General features: G+C 42.0%; 19 protein-coding genes and 2 other annotated features. Of the genes, 16 read left to right on the forward strand and 3 right to left on the reverse strand.

The genetic code is table 11. The annotated features are described in order from the left end of the window. Window positions 1-8 precede the first annotated feature (8 nt). The 4 genes from QRN39_RS07195 to QRN39_RS07210 all read left to right on the forward strand — a co-directional run bounded on the left by QRN39_RS07195 (window position 9) and on the right by QRN39_RS07210 (window position 4946). Window positions 9-647 carry a TVP38/TMEM64 family protein gene (locus QRN39_RS07195; protein WP_003216366.1) on the forward strand — a complete coding sequence of 213 codons (639 nt, stop codon included), beginning with the start codon at window positions 9-11 and terminating at the stop codon, window positions 645-647. A gap of 60 nt (window positions 648-707) precedes the next feature. Next, window positions 708-1577, forward strand: coding sequence for a putative sporulation protein YtxC (ytxC, locus tag QRN39_RS07200; RefSeq protein WP_050943599.1), 870 nt, complete (start codon window positions 708-710; stop codon window positions 1575-1577). Between the two features lie 43 nt (window positions 1578-1620). Next, window positions 1621-1869, forward strand: a binding site (T-box leader). Window positions 1870-1914: 45 nt separating this feature from the next. Next, window positions 1915-3855 carry a threonine--tRNA ligase gene (thrS, locus tag QRN39_RS07205; RefSeq protein WP_050943600.1) on the forward strand — a complete coding sequence of 647 codons (1941 nt, stop codon included), beginning with the start codon at window positions 1915-1917 and terminating at the stop codon, window positions 3853-3855. A gap of 170 nt (window positions 3856-4025) precedes the next feature. Continuing rightward, window positions 4026-4946 carry a methyl-accepting chemotaxis protein gene (locus QRN39_RS07210; protein ID WP_284906664.1) on the forward strand — a complete coding sequence of 307 codons (921 nt, stop codon included), beginning with the start codon at window positions 4026-4028 and terminating at the stop codon, window positions 4944-4946. Window positions 4947-5003: 57 nt separating this feature from the next. Here the strand turns inward: QRN39_RS07210 and QRN39_RS07215 are convergent, their stop codons facing one another. Then, the gene (locus QRN39_RS07215; RefSeq protein ID WP_003216598.1) at window positions 5004-5783 is read right to left on the reverse strand and encodes an HAD family hydrolase; all 780 of its coding nucleotides are present in this window, start codon (window positions 5781-5783) and stop codon (window positions 5004-5006) included. A gap of 175 nt (window positions 5784-5958) precedes the next feature. Between QRN39_RS07215 and QRN39_RS07220 the strand changes: the two genes are divergently transcribed. From QRN39_RS07220 to QRN39_RS07255, 8 genes are all read left to right on the forward strand, one after another. Then, the gene (locus tag QRN39_RS07220; protein WP_284906667.1) at window positions 5959-7716 is read left to right on the forward strand and encodes a sensor histidine kinase; all 1758 of its coding nucleotides are present in this window, start codon (window positions 5959-5961) and stop codon (window positions 7714-7716) included. Further along, entirely contained in the window at window positions 7713-8450 is a 738-nt protein-coding gene (locus tag QRN39_RS07225; RefSeq protein ID WP_284906669.1) for a LytR/AlgR family response regulator transcription factor, read from the forward strand. The genes QRN39_RS07220 and QRN39_RS07225 overlap by 4 nt, the downstream gene beginning before the upstream one ends. 137 nt (window positions 8451-8587) lie before the next feature. Next, window positions 8588-9031 (forward strand): antiholin-like murein hydrolase modulator LrgA, encoded by a 444-nt coding sequence (lrgA, locus tag QRN39_RS07230; RefSeq protein WP_284906670.1) that lies wholly within the window; start codon window positions 8588-8590, stop codon window positions 9029-9031. Between the two features lie 14 nt (window positions 9032-9045). Then, the gene (lrgB, locus tag QRN39_RS07235) at window positions 9046-9741 is read left to right on the forward strand and encodes an antiholin-like protein LrgB (protein WP_170966027.1); all 696 of its coding nucleotides are present in this window, start codon (window positions 9046-9048) and stop codon (window positions 9739-9741) included. Window positions 9742-9870: 129 nt separating this feature from the next. Next, window positions 9871-10002: a sequence feature (ribosomal protein L20 leader region), on the forward strand. Between the two features lie 71 nt (window positions 10003-10073). Beyond that, entirely contained in the window at window positions 10074-10589 is a 516-nt protein-coding gene (gene infC, locus QRN39_RS07240) for a translation initiation factor IF-3 (protein ID WP_034620611.1), read from the forward strand. 24 nt (window positions 10590-10613) lie between these two features. Then, window positions 10614-10814 carry a 50S ribosomal protein L35 gene (gene rpmI, locus QRN39_RS07245; protein ID WP_003216324.1) on the forward strand — a complete coding sequence of 67 codons (201 nt, stop codon included), beginning with the start codon at window positions 10614-10616 and terminating at the stop codon, window positions 10812-10814. Between the two features lie 31 nt (window positions 10815-10845). Continuing rightward, window positions 10846-11205, forward strand: coding sequence for a 50S ribosomal protein L20 (gene rplT, locus QRN39_RS07250; protein ID WP_003216409.1), 360 nt, complete (start codon window positions 10846-10848; stop codon window positions 11203-11205). 63 nt (window positions 11206-11268) lie between these two features. Continuing rightward, window positions 11269-11535 carry a DUF1294 domain-containing protein gene (locus tag QRN39_RS07255; RefSeq protein WP_003216616.1) on the forward strand — a complete coding sequence of 89 codons (267 nt, stop codon included), beginning with the start codon at window positions 11269-11271 and terminating at the stop codon, window positions 11533-11535. A 17-nt stretch (window positions 11536-11552) separates the two neighbouring features. Here the strand turns inward: QRN39_RS07255 and QRN39_RS07260 are convergent, their stop codons facing one another. Continuing rightward, entirely contained in the window at window positions 11553-11957 is a 405-nt protein-coding gene (locus QRN39_RS07260) for a hypothetical protein (RefSeq protein WP_003216690.1), read from the reverse strand. 179 nt (window positions 11958-12136) lie between these two features. Between QRN39_RS07260 and QRN39_RS07265 the strand changes: the two genes are divergently transcribed. After that, complete coding sequence (locus QRN39_RS07265; RefSeq protein ID WP_050943605.1) at window positions 12137-13225, forward strand: M42 family metallopeptidase; 1089 nt, start codon at window positions 12137-12139, stop codon at window positions 13223-13225. Window positions 13226-13578: 353 nt separating this feature from the next. After that, window positions 13579-15375, forward strand: coding sequence for a carbon starvation protein CstA (cstA, locus tag QRN39_RS07270; protein ID WP_050943606.1), 1797 nt, complete (start codon window positions 13579-13581; stop codon window positions 15373-15375). A 41-nt stretch (window positions 15376-15416) separates the two neighbouring features. Here cstA and sspI read toward each other — a convergent pair whose 3' ends face one another. Continuing rightward, a complete protein-coding gene (gene sspI, locus QRN39_RS07275) occupies window positions 15417-15638 on the reverse strand; it encodes a small acid-soluble spore protein SspI (protein ID WP_003216243.1) in 222 nt (73 codons plus the stop codon). Window positions 15639-15751: 113 nt separating this feature from the next. On the opposite strand from sspI, the gene QRN39_RS07280 reads away from it, so the two are divergent. Both QRN39_RS07280 and pheS read left to right on the forward strand, forming a co-directional pair. Further along, on the forward strand, window positions 15752-16495 hold the full coding sequence (locus tag QRN39_RS07280; RefSeq protein ID WP_106029045.1) for a TrmH family RNA methyltransferase: 744 nt from the start codon (window positions 15752-15754) through the stop codon (window positions 16493-16495). A gap of 377 nt (window positions 16496-16872) precedes the next feature. After that, window positions 16873-17907: a phenylalanine--tRNA ligase subunit alpha gene (gene pheS / locus QRN39_RS07285; RefSeq protein WP_284906680.1), complete on the forward strand. Its 1035-nt coding sequence runs from the start codon at window positions 16873-16875 to the stop codon at window positions 17905-17907. Window positions 17908-17909 lie beyond the last annotated feature (2 nt).

Genomic DNA, 17909 nt, shown 5'->3' on the forward strand with positions numbered 1-17909 from the left:
CAAATGAAATGAACAAAAGAAAATGGCTGCTTTTTCTCGTGATTGCAGGTCTCGCTGTTTTACTTTGGTGGCTGAACAAACAGCATCTTCAGCTGGCGCCAAAAGATGTGAAAAATTGGGTGCTTCAATTTGGGATGCTGGCACCCTTTGTTTTTCTTTTCTTATCTCTTTTTCGCCCGTTTGTTCTCGTCCCTATTACGGTTTTTTCGCTGGCAGCAGGTTTGGCATTTGGCAGTGTTCTTGGGACGATTTATGCCCTCGTTGGTGCTACCGCCGGAGCAACATGCTCCTTCCTGCTTGCCACAACCTTTCGTGCAAAAAAGAAGGAAACACAATCAAGCAGCCGGAAGCTGAAAGCGGTGACGTCCCGCATTCAGGAGCATGGGTTTCTTTACATTTTGTTATTGCGAATTGCCCCAATCCATTTTGACTTTGTCAGCTATGCGGCAGCAGCTTCACGTGCAAATTATCGTGCATTTACGGCAGCTACCTTTTTAGGCTTAATACCGGGTACAGTTGCATTAAATGTCCTTGGCTCAAGCTTTGTCAGTGGCAATTATGCCGCTTTAGCAATCGTTTGTTTGATTTATCTAATCTTTATCTCAGTTCCGCTCATTTTAAAAAGAAAGATGCCTGATTTATTTTAGGCGTCTATTTTTTATGTTCTCCCCATATATATGTAACAGATGTCGTTAGGGGGGACAAACATGCTTGAAATAATCTTTGAAGATGAATATGATACCGCCGCTTTTTTACATCTTGCTGAACACTTGGACAGTCGGCATCACATGTCAATTCAACAAGGGAAAGACCGGCTTCTCATAGAGGCGAAGGAATCAAAGGAAGGACTTGAGTCCATTGTGCGGCCATTACTGGTTCACTTTTTTTTGGAATGCAAAGAAAATGAGCGCATGCGCAGCATTCTTGAAAACACGTATCTATTTAAAGATCCTGAAGAGCAGCACCAAATTCTTTCAATTGCCCACAGCATCATGAACGGGGATTTAGATGATATTCCCGGCATTCATCAAGAACCATCAAGAGAAGCCCTGTTAACAAAGGAGCTCGAGACGATTTCTTTACAGCAAGGTATTTTTTCAATTGGTTCATTTATGACATTCAGACTGTCAGAGTATGACAGGAGGCTGAAGAACTATGTTGAAGTCTCCATTGAAGAATACAAAATGGAACAAGAATATCAAAACTTCATTCAATCGCTTCGAGACTATGTGATGGCAAAAGAACCGAAGCTCGAAAAAGTACATGTTGTGCATCAGGATCGCCTGATGATTTGGGAATTTCGGTACGCTTCTGAGCGTGATCAAAAACAATACATAGACAGACAGTTTGTAAGAGAGCATCCAATGTATATTGATTCGCAGCTGATTGCACCACTCGTATCCATAGCGCCCAAAAAGATTGACCTGTTTACAAATGATACAGGTCACTCGATGGTACAGACCATTCAAAATATTTTTCAAGAAAGGGTCGAGGTATTCCCGGCTCATTCATTTCAAGAACACAATGTTCAATTTGTCCATGACCATTTGGAACAGAAAAGTGAAAAGCTTTCTTGATTTTCACGAAAAAACGTTTTATAATACGGTGTAACTTCATACAAAGACCGTATTGATAAGGACATGAACAAATGAACACCCGCTTAAAGAGAGGGAAGCCGCGGCTGAAAGCTTCCTAGCAGAGGACCATTTGCTTTACCACCTTTGAACATCAGCTGTGAACGTTTTAGTAATGGCTGACGGGAATTCCCGTTATCGAACCACAAGCCGTGTTTGCTTATGAAAAAGTAAGCTGCAAATACGGGAAAAAGGGTGGAACCACGATTCCGTTTTATTCAACCTCGTCCCTTTCCAGGGGGCGGGGTTTTTATATTGCCAAAAAAAGGAGTGACCAGAGATGTCAGAACAAATTCAACTTACATTTCCAGATGGAGCAGTCAAGGAGTTTGACAACACAGCTACAACAGAAGACATCGCGGCATCAATTAGCCCAGGCCTAAAGAAAAAAGCGCTTGCCGGTAAATTGAACGGCAAAGAAATAGATCTGCGTACGCCGCTACTAGAAAGTGGAACAATTGAGATCATCACAGATAAAAGTGATGAAGCACTCGACATTATGCGCCACAGCACAGCTCATTTGCTAGCACAGGCAATCAAACGCCTGTATGGAAAAGAGCATCACGTTCAGTTTGGCGTAGGTCCTGTGATTGAAAATGGCTTCTACTACGATGTGGACATCGATGTTGCCATCACACCGGAAGATTTACCAAAGATTGAAAAAGAAATGAAAAAAATCATTAACAGCAATCTGCCAATCGAGCGAATTGAAGTATCAAGAGAAGAAGCGAAAAAACGCTTTGAAGCGATTGGTGATCAATTAAAGCTTGAGCTGTTAGAGGCGATTCCAGAAGGTGAAGCTGTCACGATTTATGAGCAGGGTGAATTCTTTGACCTCTGCCGCGGCATTCACTTGCCATCAACAGGGAAAATCAAAGAGTTTAAGCTGTTAAGCCTTGCAGGTGCATACTGGAGAGGTGACAGCAACAATCAAATGCTTCAGCGTATTTACGGTACAGCTTTCTTCAGCAAAGATGATCTAAATGAGCATCTACGCCTGCTTGAAGAAGCGAAAGAACGCGATCACCGTAAACTAGGAAAAGAGCTGAAACTGTTTGCGAACTCTCAAAAGGTAGGTCAAGGTCTACCGCTTTGGCTGCCAAAAGGCGCAACGATCCGCCGCGTTATTGAGCGTTACATTGTCGATAAAGAAGTACGCCTTGGTTATGAGCATGTGTATACACCAGTTCTTGCAAATGTTGAATTGTATAAAACATCAGGGCACTGGGCGCATTATCAAGAAGACATGTTCCCTGTGATGGAAATGGACAATGAAGATCTTGTTCTTCGTCCGATGAACTGTCCTCACCATATGATGATTTACAAAAACGAGCCGCATAGCTATCGCGAATTGCCAATTCGTATTGCAGAGCTTGGTACAATGCACCGTTATGAAATGTCAGGTGCTTTATCCGGCCTTCAGCGTGTTCGCGGTATGACATTAAACGATGCCCATATCTTTGTACGTCCAGATCAAATCAAAGACGAATTCATTCGTACAGTTCGCCTAATTGAAGAAGTGTATCAAGACTTTGGCTTGAATGACTACACATTCCGCTTATCTTACCGTGATCCAGAAGATACTGAGAAGTATTTCGACGATGATGCCATGTGGAATAAAGCGCAATCGATGCTAAAGGATGCAATGGACGAGCTTGGTCATGACTATTATGAGGCAGAAGGCGAAGCGGCATTTTATGGTCCGAAGCTTGACGTTCAAGTGAAGACAGCTCTTGGAAAAGAAGAGACACTGTCTACTGTACAGCTTGATTTCTTACTTCCAGAGCGCTTCGATCTCACATATATCGGAGAAGATGGCAAGCACCATCGTCCAGTCGTGATTCATAGAGGTGTTGTTTCTACAATGGAGCGTTTTGTTGCCTTCTTAATTGAAGAATACAAAGGAGCCCTACCAACTTGGCTGGCACCTGTACAATTCCAAGTCATTCCGGTTTCACCTTCTGTCCATTTAGACTATGCGAAAAAAGTACAAGAACGTTTGCAGCTTGAAGGTCTTCGTGTAGAGCTTGACAGCCGTGATGAAAAAATCGGATACAAAATTAGAGAAGCGCAAATGCAAAAGATTCCGTACATGCTAGTCGTCGGAGATCAAGAAGCAGAAAATGGCGCAGTCAATGTAAGAAAATACGGAGAGCAAGATTCAGAAACAATGGATCTTGAAGCCTTTGTGAAACATGCAGTAGCAGAAGCGAAAAAATAATCTTTTTCAAGCGAAGCAGTCAGTGATCTTTCTCCTTAGATCACTGGCTTTTTCTTTTTGGGAAAAATTCTCCACTAGTGATCCAGTCCCTTGAATGATACGTTTAGATAGTATGAAAGTATGGGTAAGTATGTACTATTGGTTCGAGTTAAATTGGGGGTATGAAAGCGATGATGAAAACAACAAACACTTTATCATCACAAGTATTGGAGCGATCAGCAGTACTTCGTGCATTGGAACACTCACTGGCGATGATTGAATTTGATGTGACAGGTGAAGTGCTATGGGTCAATGATATTTTTGCAAAAGCCATGGGATATTCAAAGCAAGAGATGATTGGTTTAAAACATAGACAGTTTTGTCCTCCTCATATTGCAGAACACGCAAGCTATCAAATGTTTTGGAAGCGTTTGAAAGAGGGGCAAGTCTTTCAGGAAAAGGTGCAGCGGACGACGAAGAATGGTGACAGCTTATGGCTTGAAGCGACATATACACCTGTCCGCAATGAAGAGGAACGCGTAGTGGGTGTTGTGAAAGTCGCAACAGACATAACAGAAAGAGAAAGTACGATGAAACAGGTCGTAGGCGATTTAAAGGACATGTCTGCGAAATTAATGGAGCGAGCAGAAGTGGGCATCCAGCATAGTCAAAGAGTCAATGTCTCCTTTGATCATATAGCAAACGAAACAGATCAAAATATGATGTTACTAGAAGGATTAACAGAGCAGGTAGAGTCCATCAGTTCCATCGCTACAACGATTAACAGCATTTCCTCACAAACCCAGCTCCTTGCATTAAATGCGGCGATCGAAGCAGCCCATGCAGGTTCCTATGGAAATGGCTTTAGTGTAGTGGCGGCAGAAATTCGAAAGCTTGCAACTGATGCAAAAGAAGCGATCGTCAAAGTAGATCAATATGTAAAGGCGATTCATGCGGAAGTAGAGAAGGTCAGCAGCGGAACGAGCCGGGCCAAGACAACGGTGTTTACAAATCGCGATCTTGTAAAGCAGGCAAGTGAGGAATTTAATAATGTAGGAGAAGCAGCCCGCAGCTTAGACAAGCAAGCGCAAAGTCTAGCGGGAATTGTGTAGTTTGAGCACACAAAAAACACCCAATCTCGTTAGGAGAAGGGTGTTTTCTCGTTTGTTCTATTTTAATATATCAAACAATTCATGTAAGTCTTTGATTTCATAATCTGGCGTTACATCTGTTTCATTCTTTTTGCCATGTCGATTGATCCAAACGGTTTGAATTCCGGCTCGAGATGCCCCAAGAATATCTGTTTTTGGATTATCTCCTACCATGATCACATCGTCTTTTGTTAGATTTAACAGCTGAAGGCAGTGCTCAAAGATGCTAGGGTCAGGTTTGCCTTTCCCGTAATCTCCTGAAATGACAATTTCATTAAAATAAGGTGCAAGCTCAGGAACACCGGCCAGTTTTTCCTTTTGAAGACTAGGATCTCCGTTTGTTAAAAGGAGCAATTCATAGCTGCCTTTCAGACGGTCTAAAACAGGGTACGTTTCTTCATAGACAAATGGGCGTTTTCTCCGCTCTGCCGCAAAGAAATCAGCCAAATATTGTCCAAATGCCTCATCGTCAATTCCTGCTTCTTTTAAGCCATTGGTCCAAGCGTTCTTGCGATACTCTGGTGCAAGGGCATTCAATTTTTGAAAGCCTTCGCTAATCGGTTCACTAAAATTGGACCACAGTCCTTCGAAAGGATTAATTCCGATCATGACAGTATAATCATATGTTTCATAGGACGAATACAGCTTTCTTGCTTCTTCACGTACAATCTGTTCAAATGTTTCTGGATTCAGTCCATATTTCTTTTCCGCTTCGCGGCATGTTTCCTGAAAAGTGGTGTGAATGCTTTTTTCATCCCAAAGCAAAGTATCATCTAAATCGAAAAATACGGCTTTCATGATCTTCTCCCTTGTTATGTATGTGTTACCTTCAATTGCAAGTGACGGCTCAAGTTCATTTTACAATAGAAGATGAGGGCAATAAAGAAAAGATTTGAGAGATATTTGAACATTGACCGCACATGATAGAATAGAAAGACAGTAAATAATACATACATCAATTGAGGTGGCAGGTTTGCTTCATTTAATTATTATGATGATCGAGCGTGTTGGGATCATCGTTATTTTAGGGTTTGTGCTTGCCCATGTGAAGGGCTTTCGCAATCTATTGCTTCATAATGAAGGGTTTCGAAAAAAGGCAGTCCTTGTCTTTATTTTTGCTTCTTTTAGTATTATCAGCAATTACACAGGAATTGAAATCCAGCAGCAGATGGTCATGAATCATGAGTTTTCCTATCATCTCGGCTCGTCAAGCTCAATTGCCAATACGAGAATCATGGGAATCGAAATGGGCGGATTAATAGGAGGGCCGTTTGTTGGCATTGGCGCAGGGCTTCTAGCTGGGATTCATCGCTATTCATTAGGAGGAAGCACGGCACTCAGCTGTGCGATTTCTTCGATTTTAGCCGGTGTGATTGCAGGCTATGTCGGCAGCAGGTTTAAGCGGAAGAATCGAATGGTGACACCTCGCCAAGCCGCACTTTTTGGTGTGGCAATGGAGTCCTTGCAGATGATCATTATCCTTCTATTTGCAAAGCCATTTGCTGATGCTTGGGGGCTTGTGAGTATTATTGCCCTGCCGATGATTTTTGTGAATGGAATTGGCAGCTTTATCTTTTTATCGATTTTACAGTCAGTCATTCGGCAAGAAGAGCAGGCAAAGGCGATGCAGACACACCGTGTATTTTCAATCGCCGATCAAACGCTGCCTTTCTTCCGCCAAGGGTTAAATGAACAGTCATGTAAAAGCGTGGCGAAGATCATTCATCGATTAACAGAAACAGATGCGGTCTCCTTAACCGATACAGAAAAGATTTTAGCGCATGTTGGAGATGGGACAGATCATCATATTCCATCGAAAAGCCTCATTACAGGACTGTCGAAACAAGTATTGATGAGCGGCAAAATTATGAAGGCACATTCGAAAGATGAAATCAATTGTTCAGTCACCCATTGCCCGCTTCAAGCGGCGATTGTGCTGCCCCTCACCTCCAATGGTCAAACGATCGGAACGTTAAAAATGTATTTCAATTCTCCGGTCGGATTAAGCAGGGTAGAGGAGGAGCTTGCAGAAGGCTTGGCGATGCTGTTTTCCACACAGCTTGAGCTTGGGGAGGCAGAAACCCAAAGCCGTCTGCTAAAAGATGCAGAGATCAAAGCGCTTCAAGCGCAAGTGAATCCGCACTTTTTATTTAACGCCATTAATACCATCTCTGTCTTGTGCAGAACGAACGTAGAGATGGCTAGAAAGCTGCTGCTTCAGCTGAGTATATATTTTCGATCCAATTTGCAAGGCGCCCGCCAGCTGCTCATTCCACTTCATAAAGAAATTCAGCATGTAGAAGCCTATTTGTCACTTGAACAAGCAAGGTTTCCAAATAAATACCACGTGACCTTTCAAATTGAAAAGGAGCTAGAGCAGGTGATGATTCCGCCATTTGTGCTTCAGGTGCTTGTTGAAAATGCAGTGAGACACGCATTTCCTAAACATCAAACGAGCTGTGAAGTCATCGTATCTGCTGTGATGAAAGATGGGCATGTCAATATGAAAGTGACTGATAATGGACAGGGAATCGAGAATGACAAGATGGCTCAGTTATTAAAAGCGCCTGTTGAATCCAAAGAAGGAACAGGTACGGCTCTTTTTAATTTAGATCAGCGGTTAAGAGGGATTTTTGGCAGACAAGCCGCTCTATCTATTCATAGCGGCCAAGGCACTGACATCTCATTTCGCATTCCAATGGACTATGTAAAAGAGGATGATTTTCGTTGATAAATGTATTAATCGTAGATGATGAAGTGTTAGCAAGAGACGAATTAAAATACTTATTACGCAGAACGAAAGAGGATGTTCAAATAGAGGAAGCAGAAAATATAGAATCAGCTTTTGACCGGATGGTGGATCATAAGCCGGACCTGCTCTTTTTAGACATTGATTTATCTGGTGAAAATGGATTTGATATTGCCAAAAGGCTCAACCGGATGTCTGATCCGCCAGCGATTGTATTTGCGACAGCCTTTGATCAGTATGCGCTGAAGGCATTTGAGGTAAGTGCGCTTGATTACTTAACAAAACCATTCGATGAAGAGCGGCTTTTCCAAACGATCCAAAAGTTTAAAAAGTGGAAATCTGTTGAGACGCAAGACCACCAGCTATCAGATGAGAAAATCCCCCATCAGCAAAAATTAGCCATCTCAGTCGATGATTCAATTGTCATTCTGCAAGTAGAAGAGATCATGTATGTAGGGCTTAGTGAGGGGAAAAAGGTTGTAAAAACAAAGGATCACATGTATGAGGTCACAGAACCGCTTGTGGTCATTGAAAAGAAACTCCCTGAGGCTTATTTTATGAGGGTTCATCGAAGCTATATCGTGAACACCTCTCATATGAAAGAAGTACAGCCGTGGTTTAATTCGACGTATAATCTGCATATGACAGACGGGTCGATTATTCCTGTCAGCCGCACTTACGCCAAAGAACTAAAGAAGTCGCTCCTGCTAGAGTAGGACGGCTTTTTTTATTTGTATTTCAATACTCGTTTTCTGCATTTCATTCATTGAATCCGGCGAGTTTGATTGTAAACGCTTCATTCATTTATTTCATGCCATATACTGAGGGCAGTCGAAGAAAGAGGTGAAGGGGCATGAGTGCCACTAAAGTATATGGATTTCTATCTCAAGCATTTATCTTTGCAACCGTAATGTTCGTTTCTAATCTCATTTCAATGTATTTACCAATTCCGATGCCTGCATCTGTGATCGGTCTGGTTCTATTATTTGTTTTGCTGACAACGAAAATCGTCAAACTGGAGCAAGTGGAGCAATTAGGTACATCATTGACAGGGCTCATTAGCTTTCTATTTGTTCCCTCTGGTATCTCGGTTATTCAATCACTAGGTGTCATGCAAGAAGTAGGTGTGCAAGTCGTCGGTGTCATTATCATTGCAACGATTATGTTACTTGCAGCGACAGGGCTATTCACGCAGCTTCTCATGCAATTATCAGACAAACCACAGAAACGTAAAGAGACAAAGGAGAGCAAATCGGCTCCTTCTCATTCTAATAAACCAGCTTCAAGTACGCATTAAAGGAGGGATGCAGGATGGGTACAAGTACGATGAGTCCTTATTTTGGTATAGTCGTCTCATTGGTCGCCTTTGGAATCGGTACATTCTTATTTAAAAAATCAAAAGGCTTCTTCTTATTTACACCACTTTTTGTCGCCATGGTGTTAGGTATTTTATTTTTGAAAATTGGCGGTTTTTCCTATGCAGATTATAATGAGGGCGGCAAGATTATCAAGTTTTTCTTAGAGCCTGCGACGATTGCTTTCGCTATTCCGCTTTATAAGCAGCGCGCATTGCTTAAAAAATATTGGTGGCAGATTTTATCCGCTATTTTTGTAGGATCACTTTGCTCCATTACAATTGTGTATGTCGTAGCAAAAGGCATTCATCTTGATGCGGCTGTAATGAAAAGTATGCTCCCGCAGGCAGCGACGACAGCGATTGCTCTTCCGATTGCAAAGGATATTGGCGGAATTGCAGATATCACAGCCTTTGCGGTCATATTTAATGCAGTCATTGTGTATGCACTAGGTGCTTTCTTCTTAAAATGGTTTCGAATTAAAAATCCAGTGGCAAAAGGGCTTGCACTCGGTACATCAGGACATGCACTTGGCGTCTCTGTTGGGATTGAGATGGGTGAAGTGGAAGCGGCCATGGCAAGTATTGCTGTTGTGGTCGTAGGAGTTGTGACTGTCATTGTCATCCCAATCTTTATGCAATTCATTCTTTGATGACGTGATTGTTTTGAAAAAGCCTTGCCCAATTTGTTTAATCATGCTAAAATGAAAAAGTTGTTTCAAGAGTTCGGTTACTTGACGGACAAATGAAAATTGTGTAGAATAATTAACGAATTGAATAGATATCACAAGCAGAAGCACCCGCTTCTCACCTGATTGACACGTGTTTGTAGTTGACAGGTTGACCGTACATTTATTTTTTCATGCAAATGTTCGCAGTGTGGGTGTTTTATATGCCCACACTTTTTGTTTGCCTGTAAAACATACAACGAAATGGTCAAAATGAATTGTGAACTCAATTCAAAATCTCATGGAGGTGGCTCACTATTAGCAAAGATCAATTAGTTAATGAAGGTATTCGTGCGCGTGAAGTTCGTTTGATCGGACAAAATGGCGATCAGCTGGGGATTAAAACCCGCCAGGAAGCTCTGGAAATTGCTACGAAAGCCAATCTTGACCTTGTGTTAGTTGCTGCAAATGCAAAACCACCTGTTTGCCGAATCATGGACTATGGTAAGTTCCGATTCGAACAGCAGAAGAAGGATAAAGAGGCACGTAAGAATCAAAAAATCATTAGCTTAAAAGAAGTTCGGTTGAGCCCGACAATTGATGAACATGATTTTAACACGAAGCTCCGTAATGCAATCAAATTCCTTGAAAAGGGCGATAAAGTGAAAGCTTCTATCCGCTTTAAAGGGCGTGCGATTACGCATAAAGAAATCGGACAGCGCGTGTTAGACCGTTTCTCTGAAGCTTGCGCTGAAGTAGCAACAGTAGAAACAAAACCTAAGATGGACGGACGTAGCATGTTCCTCATGCTTGCACCAAAAGTCGAAAAGTAAAGTAACAGAGGGAGGAAATATCCAATGCCAAAAATGAAAACTCACCGCGGATCTGCTAAACGTTTCAAAAAAACAGGTTCTGGTAAACTTAAACGTTCTCATGCGTACACAAGTCACCTGTTCGCTAACAAATCTACAAAGCAAAAACGTAAATTGCGTAAGAGCGCAATCGTAAGTGCTGGAGATTTCAAACGTATCAAACAACAACTTGCAAACATCAAGTAATTTGGAATAGGAATCATAGGAGGGAATTACAATGCCAAGAGTAAAAGGCGGAACTGTGTCGCGTCAGCGTCGTAAAAAGGTTCTTAAATTAGCAAAAGGTTATTTCGGTTCAAAACATAGATTATACAAAGTAGCAAACCAACAGGTGATGAAATCTGGAAACTACGCTTTCCGTGACCGTCGTCAGAAAAAACGTGACTTCCGTAAACTATGGATCACTCGTATCAATGCTGCAGCTCGTATGAACGGTCTTTCTTACAGCCGTTTAATGCATGGCCTAAAGCTTTCTGGTATCGAAGTAAACCGCAAAATGCTTGCTGACCTTGCTGTGAATGACCTAAGTGCATTCAATCAGCTTGCTGATGCTGCAAAAGCACAACTAGACAAGTAAGTCATATGAAAGATCATTCCGTCGAGGGGTGATCTTTTTTGCTCATCATGTGAGGTGAAATGAATGAATATCGCGTTGATTGTGCTGCTGATCTTGGTAAATGGCTATGGTTTCTTTCTCATGGGAGAGGACAAGCGCCGGGCAAAAGCGCATAAATGGAGAATTTCAGAGGCGCACTTATGGAGTGCTGCCGTGCTTTTTGGGGCTGCTGGATCGTATCTAGGGATGCAGTATTTCCGTCATAAAACAAAGCATCCTGCCTTTCAAATTGGCATGCCAGTGTTAATCATGGTGCAGTTGATCATATTAGGATATATCAAGTTCATCTGAAAAAGGAGCAGACGCCATCAAGACGGCGTGTCTGCTCCTTTTTTTTGTTTGATTTTTTTAATGGGCTGATCCCAATCAATTTTTGTTTGAGGATAACGTTCGATAATGTTTTCCTCCAATTTTTCAAAGTCTTCTAATGTAAATTCACTTAGCTTCTCAGGTGACTCCGTCCAAACGTAAATGGAGTGGACAAATAGAGGATGATCCTTAGAAGGAACATGCTTCTCCCCTTCAAACAAGACACCTTTATAGACGAAATTAAAATTTTTACGTGCATTTTGTTGTTCGTCCATAAAATAAAAGCCTTCTTTTAATTGTGCTTGTTTCAGCTTTCTTCTCGGATTTGAGAAGAATTTTACCGCCATGTAGAAGATGTAGACAAGCAGTGCAACAAGAGCTAGTCTAATGAGGATTACAAACATGACAGGATGCACCTCCAATACCGTTATCTGATGTACTACGAATGAAAAGGCCAAAAGGTTTCAACTTTTTTTAAAAAAATATTTCGGAAAACGAAAAAATATTCATAAAAAGATCGTATTGAACGAAAAAGGTTTTGTATAATAAGAATGCACCATGAAGATAAAGGAGGATATATGGAATGACAAAGCTAGATCAAACATTAACTATGCTGAAAGACCTAACGGATGCAAAAGGGATTCCAGGAAATGAACGTGATGTCAAAAAAGTCATGCAGACATACATAGAATCATATGCAGATGAAGTCTCTAGTGACCGCCTTGGCAGCTTAATTGCTAAGAAGGAAGGAAACGCAAACGGACCTAAAATTATGCTTGCTGGTCACTTAGATGAAGTAGGATTCATGGTGACAAAAATTGATGACAAAGGCTACATTCGCTTCCAAACTGTCGGCGGATGGTGGTCGCAGGTCATGCTCGCGCAGCGTGTGACGATTGTAACGAAAAAGGGAGACATAACAGGTGTGATTGGCTCAAAGCCGCCGCACGTCTTGTCACCTGAAGCTCGAAAAAAATCGATTGAGATTACAGATATGTTTATTGATATCGGTGCATCAAGCAAAGAACAGGCAATGGAGTGGGGCGTTCTGCCTGGAGATCAAATCGTCCCTTATTTTGAGTTTACAGTGATGAATGATGAAAAAATGCTCCTTGCAAAAGCATGGGACAACCGTATCGGCTGTGCAGTTGCGATTGATGTCATGAAGAACTTACACAATACTCAGCATGAGAATATTGCTTACAGTGTTGCAACTGTACAAGAGGAAGTTGGCCTGCGTGGTGCCAAAACAGCAGCGGCTACAATCCAGCCTGATATTGGATTTGCCATTGATGTTGGTGTAGCAGGAGACACACCGGGCATTACTGAAAAAGAAGCAACAAGCAAACTTGGCAAAGGACCAACGATTGTTGTATTTGATGCTTCTATGGTATCTCATAAAGGGCTTCGGGATTTTGTTGTCCAAACAGCGGATGAATTGAACATTCCGTACCAATATGACTCTATGCCTGGCGGCGGGACAGATGCTGGCGGTATCCATTTAACAGGTCATGGTGTGCCATCACTATCGATCGGGATACCAAGTAGATATATTCATACCCATGCAGCGATGATTCACCGAGATGATTATGAAAATGCAGTGAAGCTTTTAACAGAAGTGATCAAAAGACTTGATCAAAAAACGGTTGAGCAGATCACGTACGGTTCTTAAGTAAGAAAGCCTTTCCTCAGTATAAGGGAAGGGCTTTTTTTTATTTCATTGAATTTCCCAGGAAATGAACTGTCATTTTAAGTTACGCCAAAAGAACTGTTTTTGAGAGAAGAAGAAAAAATATTCTAGTGAATAAGGCACATGTGATCTGGCTTTTATTTTTGTAAGATGAAAGCAATAAAAAGGACAGAGCCTAAAGAATGCCCTGTCAAAAGAGAGTTTATGGAAGTAGGTGAAGCTACCTTAAGAATAAACACATTATTCTTATTTGTCAACTTGGTTTTAAAGGAAAGAAAAATCAATCAATTTATGCTATATTTGTAACAAATTGTTTGTGCAAAGGGGATGGTTAAATGAATGCGGTTACAATTGTCATAGCATCTATGTGTATTTTAGCGATTGCCTATCGTCTTTATGGCACATTTATGATGGTCAAAGTCTTAAAGGTGACAGACGATCATCCTACACCGGCTCACACATTAGAGGACGGGAAGGATTATGTGCCAACCAATAAATGGGTCACATTTGGGCATCACTTTGCTGCGATTGCAGCTGCAGGTCCGTTAGTGGGTCCGATTTTAGCCGCACAATTTGGGTATTTACCGGGTCTTCTTTGGCTGTTAATTGGCGCAGTGATAGGCGGAGCTGTACATGATCTTGTCGTCTTATTTGCGTCGATGCGAAAAAAGGGGAAATCGTTATCAGAGGTAGCGAAGGAAGAGCTAGGACCTGTCGCAGGATTTTGTACAGGGCTTGCGATGCTGTTTATCATTACGATCACAATGGCAGGACTGTCTATGGTTGTGCTTCATGCGTTAGAACGTAACCCTTGGGGGACATTTGCAGTCGGAATCACGATTCCAATTGCGATGGGGGTTGGTCTTTATTATAAAAAGACAGGCAATTTAAAACTGGCGACAACTGCGGGATTTATTTTGCTGATGGTTGGTGTATTCCTTGGGCCGAATATTCAAGGAACGGCACTTGGCGATCTTTTAACACTTGATACAAAAACACTTGCTCTTGCCTTGCCGATCTATGCTTTTTTTGCTGCGGCATTGCCGGTTTGGCTGCTGCTCGCACCGAGGGACTATTTAAGCAGCTTTATGAAAATAGGTGTTTTTATCGCATTGATTGCTGGAATCTTTGTCGTCAATCCAACGATTCAATTCCCAGCCTTTACGGAGTTTGTGAATGGAGGAGGTCCTGTTTTAGCTGGTCCTGTCTGGCCTTTTATTTCAATAACCATTGCTTGCGGTGCCATATCTGGTTTCCACGCATTTGTTGGATCTGGGACAACACCTAAAATGCTTGACCGCTGGAGTGATATGAAGCCTGTCGCTTTTGGCGCAATGCTAGTAGAATGTCTAGTTGGAATTATGGCGTTAATTGCCGCTACCGCTCTTCATCCAGGCGATTATTTTGCGATAAACAGTACGCCAGAAGTGTTCAGAACACTCGGGATGAGTGTCGAGAACCTTCCGCAGCTGAGTAAGGAAATTGGTCTTGATTTAGAAGGAAGAACGGGTGGAGCTGTGACATTAGCTGTAGGGATGGCGTATATCTTTACGGGAATTCCGTTCTTTGGTCATTTGGCGTCTTATTTTTTCCAATTCGTCATTATGTTTGAGGCCGTCTTTATTTTAACCGCTATTGATGCAGGGACACGTGTGGCACGATATTTGATTCAAGACTTCTTTGGCGAAGCTTATAAACCACTTAAACGAAATGACTGGGTCCCTGGGTCGGTGTTCGCAAGTGCGCTTGCTTGTTTTATGTGGGGGTACTTGCTTTACTCTGGAGACATCGGGTCCATTTGGGCACTGTTTGGGGTATCAAACCAGTTAATGGCATCGGTCGGTCTCATCATAGGAGCAACCGTTGTCTTAAAAATTGCAGATAAAAGGCGATATATGCTGACTTGTTTAATTCCACTTGCTTACTTATATGTGACAGTGAATTATGCGGGCTATTGGATGGTAGCAAATGTATACCTTAATCCCGAGGCAGCAGGTTACAGCGTGCTGAATGCTGTGCTGTCAATCATTATGCTGATCTTAGGATTTGTGATTATTGTGTTTGCGATTAAAAAATGGGTCGACATTTGGCGTGATCCAGCGCTTCGAATGGAAACACCGATCACTGGCTAAATGAAAAAGCCGGTTTGCTATGATAAGCAAACCGGCTTCTTTTATTGCTGCTGATGAGGCTTTAAGCCTTGCTCTAATGTTTCAAGAATCTCGTTTTTCTCGTTTTCTGATGCTTCTTGCCATAGCACTTCGAACAACACGCCAAGGCCTGGCAGCATTTTTTCCTCACCGCTTTGAATGGCATCTAAAATCGTATGCTCAAGCTGCTCTTGATTATGGCCAGTGATGTTTTGAATGACTGCGCCTCTTAAATTAAAATCCATTGCCCACACTCCTTTTTTGATGGTAATAGCCCTATTCTGTCTCAAAGACAGGTTTATTATGTAGTGTGCATGAGATATAATAAATTCATGATATTTAAAGGAGTTAAAGTCGCTTGAAATATATAGAATCAGCTAAAAACACAAACATTAAACAGTGGAAAAAGCTCCATACGAAAAAAGAACGAACGAAAACGGGGCTGTTTCTCGTGGAGGGAATCCACCTAGTGGAAGAAGCATTGAAGAGCGGAGTTGTGAAAGAATTAATGGTCACATCGCCTGATAAGCTTCCTTTTCATATTGATCCGGACATTGAACTTTATGAACTGAGCGAGGAAGCCTTTTCTGCCATGACCGAAACGGAAACGCCTCAGCACATCGCGGCAGTTTGTACAGTTCCTGTATTTGAAGAAAAGAAGTATGAACGACTTCTTCTATTAGATGCAGTGCAGGACCCAGGGAATCTAGGCACACTCATTCGGACAGCAGATGCCGCTGGACTTGATGCTGTGATCTTAGGCGATGGAACAGTGGATGCGTTTAACGGAAAAACGCTCCGTTCCGCACAAGGGTCACATTTCCACCTGCCCATTTTAAAGCAAAGCCTTCAGCAGACCATACCAGCATGTAAGGAGCAAGGCATTCCTGTATACGGAAGTGCTCTAAACAATGCGAAAGCGTATAGAAGCGTAACGGCAGAAGGTTCGTTTGCATTAATTGTGGGCAATGAAGGCGCGGGTATAAACCCAGAGATTCTGCAAATGACAGACCATAATTTATATGTGCCAATGTATGGACAGGCAGAATCATTAAATGTGGCTGTTGCAGCAGCTGTTCTTGTCTATCATTTGCGTGGATAGTGTTGCAACATGCGCTTATTTTCACTATAATGAAACTAATATTTTAAAAACCATGATAGAGGAAGATTGTTTCAAGGAGCGGCCTTATAGGGAGAATGCATCATAGACTGAAAGTGCATTTAAGGAATGCTGAAACAGGAATTCACCTCTGGAGTTGTCACCGGGACCGCAAGCTTTGCGTAAAGGTGAACCGGATTCGTTTGATTCCGTTATGTCAATGAAGCTTATTCGCACATGTATTTGTGCTTAACAAGGGTGGTACCGCGACCACAACTCGTCCCTTCTTTTCTAGAGAGGACGGGTTTTTTTATTGTCTTCAAACGATCAAACAGCCGTTTATCCAGGCGGTTTTGTATATCAAAAGGAGGATTACACTCATGCAAGAAACGTTAAAACAGCTTGAATTAGAAGCGGTAGCGAAGGTTGAAGCAGCTAGCTCGCTCAAAGAAGTCAATGACATTCGTGTTCAATATTTAGGGAAAAAAGGGCCGATCACAGAGGTGCTTCGCGGAATGGGCAAGCTTTCCGCAGAAGAAAGACCAAAAATGGGCGCACTCGCAAACGAAGTGAGAGAGCAGATTGCTGGTGCTATTGCTGAAAAAAATGAAAAGCTAGAAAAAGAAGAAGTGAAGAAGAAACTTGCGTCACAAACGATCGATGTTACATTGCCAGCAAGCCCAATCAAAATGGGGGCAAGACATCCATTAACGATTGTTGTCGAAGATATTGAAGATTTATTTATTGGTATGGGCTATACCGTTGAGGAAGGTCCTGAGGTAGAAACGGATTATTATAACTTTGAAGCGCTGAATCTTCCAAAGGAGCATCCGGCACGTGATATGCAGGACAGCTTCTATATTACCGAGGATACACTGCTTAGAACACAAACGTCACCAGTTCAAGCACGTACACTCGAAAAATATAAAGGACAAGGTCCTGTGAAGATCATCTGCCCTGGAAAAGTATATAGACGTGATAGTGATGACGCGACTCATTCACATCAATTTATGCAGATTGAAGGGCTTGTTGTCGATCACAATATTAGTATGAGTGATTTAAAAGGTACGCTTGAGACAGTCGCAAGAAAAATGTTTGGTGAAGATCGTGAAATTAGACTGCGTCCAAGCTTTTTCCCATTCACAGAACCATCTGTCGAAGTGGATGTGTCTTGCTTTAAATGCGGAGGAAAAGGCTGTTCTGTATGTAAAGGAACAGGCTGGATTGAGATTTTAGGAGCTGGGATGGTTCATCCAAATGTCCTGAAAATGAGCGGATTTGATCCAGAAACTTACCAAGGCTTTGCTTTTGGAATGGGTGTTGAACGGATTGCGATGCTCAAATACGGCATTGATGATATTCGCCATTTCTACACAAATGATATTAGATTCACAAAGCAATTCAAGCAGGACTAAGA

The sequence above is a fragment of the Bacillus sp. lyk4-R2A-2 genome, assembly GCF_030209735.1.
GTDB classification, from domain to species: Bacteria; Bacillota; Bacilli; order Bacillales; family Bacillaceae; genus Bacillus; species Bacillus pumilus.